The organism is Dolichospermum sp. UHCC 0352 (assembly GCF_009711925.1).
Taxonomy (GTDB): domain Bacteria; phylum Cyanobacteriota; class Cyanobacteriia; order Cyanobacteriales; family Nostocaceae; genus Dolichospermum; species Dolichospermum lemmermannii.
Window position 1 is genome coordinate 1 of record NZ_VIKY01000319.1, and the last position, 5,980, is coordinate 5,980.

A 5,980-nucleotide genomic window follows, 5' to 3' on the forward strand; every position below is an offset into this window, starting at 1 on the left:
TTCCAGTCAATACCATTTTGGAAAATTAGATCAACAGTATTTAAAACTTCTGTAGTCCAGCCTTAGCGCCACTAAAATCAGCATCTTTAAGGATAGCATTGGTAAAATTTGCCCCTCTAATATCAGCTTTACTAAAATTAGCACCTGTCAGGTTTTGACCTTTAAAAGAGCGTCCTCGGAGATTTTGACCGCCGTAGTTTGGTGACATAATCGCATCCGCAAGAGATTATCTATTAGATTTTACACTTATTTGTGGGTATTATTCCCAGTTTTGGTTAAATTTTATTAAATTTGGCTTTTTATAATCCGGGTAAATATTTTTAAACTAATAGGACTTACGCAAAAAACCTATCAAACTCTTATTTCTCTGTGTTCTCTGTGCCTCTGTGGTTCGTTTATTCCGTAACTTGTGCGTAAGTCCTAACTAAATTAAAATAAGAGTTAACTTTTGCAGGAGGATTATGAACAATCAACTCTATGAACGAGATTTTAATGTTTGGCGAGAAACTATCATTAAAAAAATCAAACAACAAGATTTTAATGATATTGATTGGGAACATCTACTATTAGAATTAGAAGATATGGGAAAATCAGAAAAACGCTCATTTTTGAGTAATTTAACCATCTTAATTACTCACTTACTCAAATTGACTGTTCAAGCTGATGCTCCCGAAATAATGAAAGGAAGTTGGTACAGTTCTGTTACTGAACATCGTTTTCGAGTTAAAAAAGATTTGGAAGAAAATCCTTCTTTTAAAAATTATCTCCATGAGGTTATTTTTATTGCTTATGCTGATGCTCGTAAATTGGCAATTAAAGAAAGTAAAAATGCTAAATTGGGAATCAGAAAACCAGAGGAAACCGAATATCCTCTTGATTTTCCTTTTACTATCGAACAGTTATTAGATGAAGATTTTTATGGGGAGTTAGGGGGGTGATATCCAATTGTTTTCTAAATCATCAACCCAAGGATCAGTATATATGTAAGAATCTGGTAAATAACAATTACAAGATTCAAGGAAAAAAATAACTAACTGTTTCAGGAGGACATTATGGAAGAATCTTGGGTTTATCAGGATATTCTGCAAAAAGGTGAGCAAAAAGGCAAAAGAAGAGAAGCAATAGAATTGATTCTCCGTCAGTTAAAACGCCGCTTTGGGAATATTCCAGCCAAAATAGAACAGCAACTTCCTAATTTGGGATTAACTCAACTGGAAGATTTAGCCGAAGAATTATTAGATTTTTCGCAAATAGATGATTTAGTTAAATATATGGCGAATATTTCCTAACAACAAAAACCATTATTATCCTCGTTCCCTGGTTCTGCCGGGGAATGATATTTTTAGCATCAAGGTGAATTATGAAGAAAGAGAAACAATAGAATGATTTACTGATAGGATTATTGCAGGAGGTTAGAAATCATTATGACAACACATCAACCAACAGTCATTACCAATGATAATCTTTACGACCAAGATTTTTATCTGTGGATAGAAACCATATCTAAACAATTAAAAGCAGGGAAATTTGCAGAAATTGATTTAGCAAATCTGATAGAAGAAATTGAAAGCATGGGAAAAAGTGAAAAACGGGAGTTAAAGAGCCGTTTAATTGTGCTATTAATGCACTTACTAAAATGGCAATATCAACCTGAAAAACGTAGTGAAAGCTGGCGCAGTACGATTACAGAGCAACGTATTTGTATTGAATTATTATTAGAAGATAGTCCTAGTTTGCAACCTCTATTTATAGAAATATTTGCAGATTGTTATGAAAAAGCTCGTTTAAAAGCATCTGAAGAAACAGGAATTAAATTAAACTTCTTTCCTAAAGAATCTCCTTTTACTTTAGCAGAAACCCTGAAAAATTACTTTTTGAATAATTAAATTATATCAATTTTCATGTTTATTTGTTCATATTTCAGTCTCTGTTTTAGGGAAAGTTAAGGCTTTTATTCCAGTGATTCTCAGAGGGTGTTTGAAAACTTTTTTGTGTGGTATATAACACCTGTAGATCCCCCTAAATCCCCCTTAATAAGGGGGACTTTAAGAAATTTAGCCCCCTTTTTTAAGGGGGTTGGGGGGATCTAAATAAATTTTGATACTTTTCAAACATCCTCTCAGCCTCTAAATTAACTTATTTTCCGTAGTATAGAGGATGCGGTTTGAAGTTATCTGTAAAATTGTATCTGTCTAAACTAGATAGGAAATTGAAATTATGAAAGTTAATTTACAACTAGCGCTCAATGATGCTGGTATAGATGCAAATCAAACTAGCACTCAACGTCAATTAGTAGTTTCCGTTTCTGCTGGTGGTGAAACAATAGATCGGACTGTACCCTTGAACTTATGCTTAATTCTCGATCATAGCGGTTCAATGCAAGGGAAATCCCTGGAAACTGTGAAAAATGCCGCTTGTTTGTTAGTAGATCGTTTGACTCCTGAAGATCGTCTCAGTGTAGTTGTTTTTGATCACCGTGCCAAGGTTTTAGTCCCCAATCAGTTAATTACAGATCGTCAACAGATTAAAAAGCAAATTAAACAACTCACCGCTGATGGGGGAACTGCCATTGATGAGGGTTTACGGTTGGGAATTGAGGAATTAGCCAAGGGTAAACATGATACCGTTTCCCAAGCATTTTTACTGACTGATGGGGAAAATGAACATGGTGATAACGATCGCTGTTTGAAATTTGCCCAATTAGCCGCCAACTATAATTTGACTCTCAATACATTGGGATTTGGTGACAATTGGAATGATAAGGTTTTAGAAAAAATCGCTGATGCTGGTATGGGTACGTTGTCTTATATTCAACACCCAGATCAGGCTGTATCGGAATTTGGTCGCTTATTTAGTCGAATGCAAACAGTGGGGTTGACTAACGCTCAACTATTATTATCTTTAATGCCTAATGTCCGACTGGCAGAACTCAAACCCATTGCCCAAGTTTCCCCAGATACCATTGAATTACCAGTACAACCCGAAAGCGATGGGCGCTTGGTGGTGAGATTGGGCGATTTAATGAAAGACGGAGAACGGGTAGTTTTAGTTAATATTTATGTAGGACAGTTGCCAGAAGGTAAACAGGCGATCGCTAATGTTCAAGTCCGCTACGATGACCCCGCCCATAACCAAATCGGGCTACACTCCCCCAATCTACCAATTTATGCTCATGTCACCAGGGAATACCAACCAGCACCAAATCCCCAGGTACAACAGTCGGTTTTAGCTTTAGCCAAATATCGCCAAACCCAGTTAGCCGAAACGAAATTACAGCAGGGTGATCGGGCTGGTGCAGCGACGATGTTACAAACTGCGGCGAAAACTGCTTTGCAAATGGGTGATACTAGTGCGGCAACGGTATTGCAAGTTTCCGCCACCCGCCTACAAGCTGGGGAAGAGTTATCAGAAAGCGATCGCAAAAAAACCAGAATTGTCTCAAAAACTGTTTTGCAAGATGCTTCCCCCCAATGAAAGTTCAACTAACATCGGCTCTAAATGATACTAACGTTGATGCTGCCCAACAAAGCAATCAACGACAACTCTCAATTTCCATTTCCGCTATGCCTTCTGAACTTGAACAAAGTTTACCCTTGAATCTCTGCTTGATTCTCGATCAAAGTGGTTCTATGTCCGGTGAACCCATGAATATCGTCATTCAAGCAGTTGAGCAATTATTGGATCAATTAAAAGTTGGTGACAGGATTTCCATTATCGGTTTTGCTGGCACGTCTGGAGTCATTATCCCCAACCAAATCGTTCAAGATATTGAAAGCATCAAAACCCAGTTAAGAGCCAAGCTAAAGGCTGCTGGCGGGACTGTCATCGCCGAAGGTTTATCCTTGGGGATTACAGAACTACTCAAAGGCACAAAAGGCGCAGTTTCCCAAGCCTTCTTACTGACAGATGGTCATGGGGATAACGGGTTACAGATTTGGAAATGGCAAATTGGACCAAATGACAATAAACGTTGTTTGCAACTTGCTAAAAAAGCCGCCAAACTCAACCTGACAATTAACACCCTGGGTTTTGGTGATGACTGGAATCCAGATTTATTGGAAAAGATTGCTGATGCTGGGGGTGGGACTCTGGCTTATATCGAGAACCCAGAACAAGCTGTAACTCAATTTGCGCGCCTATTTCGGCGGGTACAGTCGGTGGGATTAACAAATGCCCATTTACTTCTATCTTTAGTCCCTGCTGTGCGTCTGGCGGAACTCAAACCCGTTGCCCAAGTTGCCCCAGATACCATTGAATTACCAGTAGAAACCGATGCTAATGGGACTTTAATGGCGCGGTTAGGGGACTTGATGAAAGATACCGAACGAGTAGTTTTAGCGAATATTTATCTGGGACAATTACCAGAAGGGAAACAAGTCATTGGCCATATCCAAATTCGCTATGATGACCCATCGTTGAATAAGGAGGGTTTACTTTCTCCTTTAGTGCCAATATATGCTAATTTCACCAAGACTTATGAACCTGCTCTCAATTCCCAGGTGCTAAACTCGATTCTGCTTTTGGCTAAATATCGGCAAACTCAATTGGCTGAGGCAAAATTAGAATTAGGCGATCGCCTTGGTGCTGCCACAATGTTACAAACTGCTGCTAATACCGCCTTACAAATTGGCGATACCTGTGCAGCCACCGTGCTACAAGTTTCAGCAACTCGCTTACAAGCCGGTGAAGAGTTATCGGAGAGCGATCGCAAAAAGACAAGAATGGCATCCAAGACAGTTTTGAAAGAATAGCTGTAGGGTAGGTCTTTTGGCCTACCCTATCAAATTTTTAGTAAAAAACCAAGATAGACATCGGCAATATCACATTTAGAGAAATTTGTACACACCTTATAGGAAGATGAATAGGAATAATATAAGGTTTAAAGTAGCTATATATGGTAAACACCTGGTATATATAAAGGCTTGGCTAACCCCCAGGTCTTTTTCGTATTTAAAGTAGTTGGTAAAATTTTATGAATTCCTATTTATGATGTCAATATGTGTTATTGCCATGATATATCACATTTAGAGGAATTTGTACACATTCTATAGGAAGATGCTATGTGGCTAGATTAGCACTAAATTAACTATGTACGTTGTTAAGCACAGCAATTATGGAGGTTTGGTAATATGACCAAACCTTTTTTTTCGCTTCAACCAAAAATTAACATCAATCCAACCTACGAATTAAGGATTTTTTCAATGTGGTAAAGGTATTGTTGTATAGCGTCACAATACTTAGTCATGAAATTATTTTTGACTATTAAAGTAACTGTTATAGGGCTACACTGAAGCCAATAGATTTTTGATAATACATACAAATCATTTGTTACTATGTACTGTAATTAAAAATATCCATCTGGAAACCCACGTCAGATACCAAATACATTAATCAAAATAACAGTCCTATGGGATGCCGACTGAGAGTTGTTTTAACTGATCAAGAAAAGTTAACGCTAGAAGAGTTAAGAAGGTCTAAAGACGCTCCTCAACGAACAAAAGATCGCGCTCAAGTTCTACTGTTGAACGCTAGGGGATTAAAAAACGAGGAAATTGCTCAAGGTTTAAACTGGGCAGTTTCTACAGTCCGTCAAACCTTACACCGTTGGGAAAAGATGAGTTTAGCAGGATTATGGGATGCTCCAGGTCGAGGAGGAAAACCCCGTTATTCAGAACATGATTTAGAGTATCTAGAAAACTGCCTAATTGAAGAACCCCAAACTTACAACTCTAAACAACTAGCCAAAAAACTAGCATCTGAGCGACAAGTTTACTTGAGTGCTGACCGACTTCGCAGAGTCCTTAAAGCCAGAGGCAAAGTCATCAAGTCATCAATACACGCAGAGAGCAGGGGGCAGGGAGCAGGGGAAAATTGACAACTGACCACTGACCACTGTACGGGGGAAGCATTTGGAGAACTATTTTTGGGAATGAGCGATAATTTATCTTCCAAATGCTGACTGTACGGGCGAAGCATTTGG

General features: G+C 38.4%; 6 protein-coding genes and 1 pseudogene. 6 read left to right on the forward strand and 1 reads right to left on the reverse strand.

Going from position 1 to position 5,980, the window contains the following annotated elements; genetic code table 11:
* Nucleotides 1-46: 46 nt before the first annotated feature.
* A pseudogene (locus FJR06_RS23220) lies at nucleotides 47-208 on the reverse strand (pentapeptide repeat-containing protein); the annotation flags it as partial.
* Between the two features lie 253 nt (nucleotides 209-461).
* On the opposite strand from FJR06_RS23220, the gene FJR06_RS23225 reads away from it, so the two are divergent.
* The 6 genes from FJR06_RS23225 to FJR06_RS23250 all read left to right on the forward strand — a co-directional run bounded on the left by FJR06_RS23225 (nucleotide 462) and on the right by FJR06_RS23250 (nucleotide 5,875).
* On the forward strand, nucleotides 462-938 hold the full coding sequence (locus FJR06_RS23225; protein ID WP_015083125.1) for a DUF29 domain-containing protein: 477 nt from the start codon (nucleotides 462-464) through the stop codon (nucleotides 936-938).
* 114 nt (nucleotides 939-1,052) lie between these two features.
* Nucleotides 1,053-1,289 carry a DUF4351 domain-containing protein gene (locus FJR06_RS23230; protein ID WP_168652360.1) on the forward strand — a complete coding sequence of 79 codons (237 nt, stop codon included), beginning with the start codon at nucleotides 1,053-1,055 and terminating at the stop codon, nucleotides 1,287-1,289.
* A gap of 135 nt (nucleotides 1,290-1,424) precedes the next feature.
* The gene (locus tag FJR06_RS23235) at nucleotides 1,425-1,886 is read left to right on the forward strand and encodes a DUF29 domain-containing protein (protein ID WP_168652361.1); all 462 of its coding nucleotides are present in this window, start codon (nucleotides 1,425-1,427) and stop codon (nucleotides 1,884-1,886) included.
* Nucleotides 1,887-2,217: 331 nt separating this feature from the next.
* On the forward strand, nucleotides 2,218-3,474 hold the full coding sequence (locus FJR06_RS23240) for a VWA domain-containing protein (protein WP_168652362.1): 1,257 nt from the start codon (nucleotides 2,218-2,220) through the stop codon (nucleotides 3,472-3,474).
* Nucleotides 3,471-4,751: a VWA domain-containing protein gene (locus tag FJR06_RS23245; protein WP_168652363.1), complete on the forward strand. Its 1,281-nt coding sequence runs from the start codon at nucleotides 3,471-3,473 to the stop codon at nucleotides 4,749-4,751. The genes FJR06_RS23240 and FJR06_RS23245 overlap by 4 nt, the downstream gene beginning before the upstream one ends.
* Nucleotides 4,752-5,407: 656 nt before the next feature.
* A complete protein-coding gene (locus FJR06_RS23250; RefSeq protein WP_015083120.1) occupies nucleotides 5,408-5,875 on the forward strand; it encodes a helix-turn-helix domain-containing protein in 468 nt (155 codons plus the stop codon).
* Nucleotides 5,876-5,980: the final 105 nt, after the last annotated feature.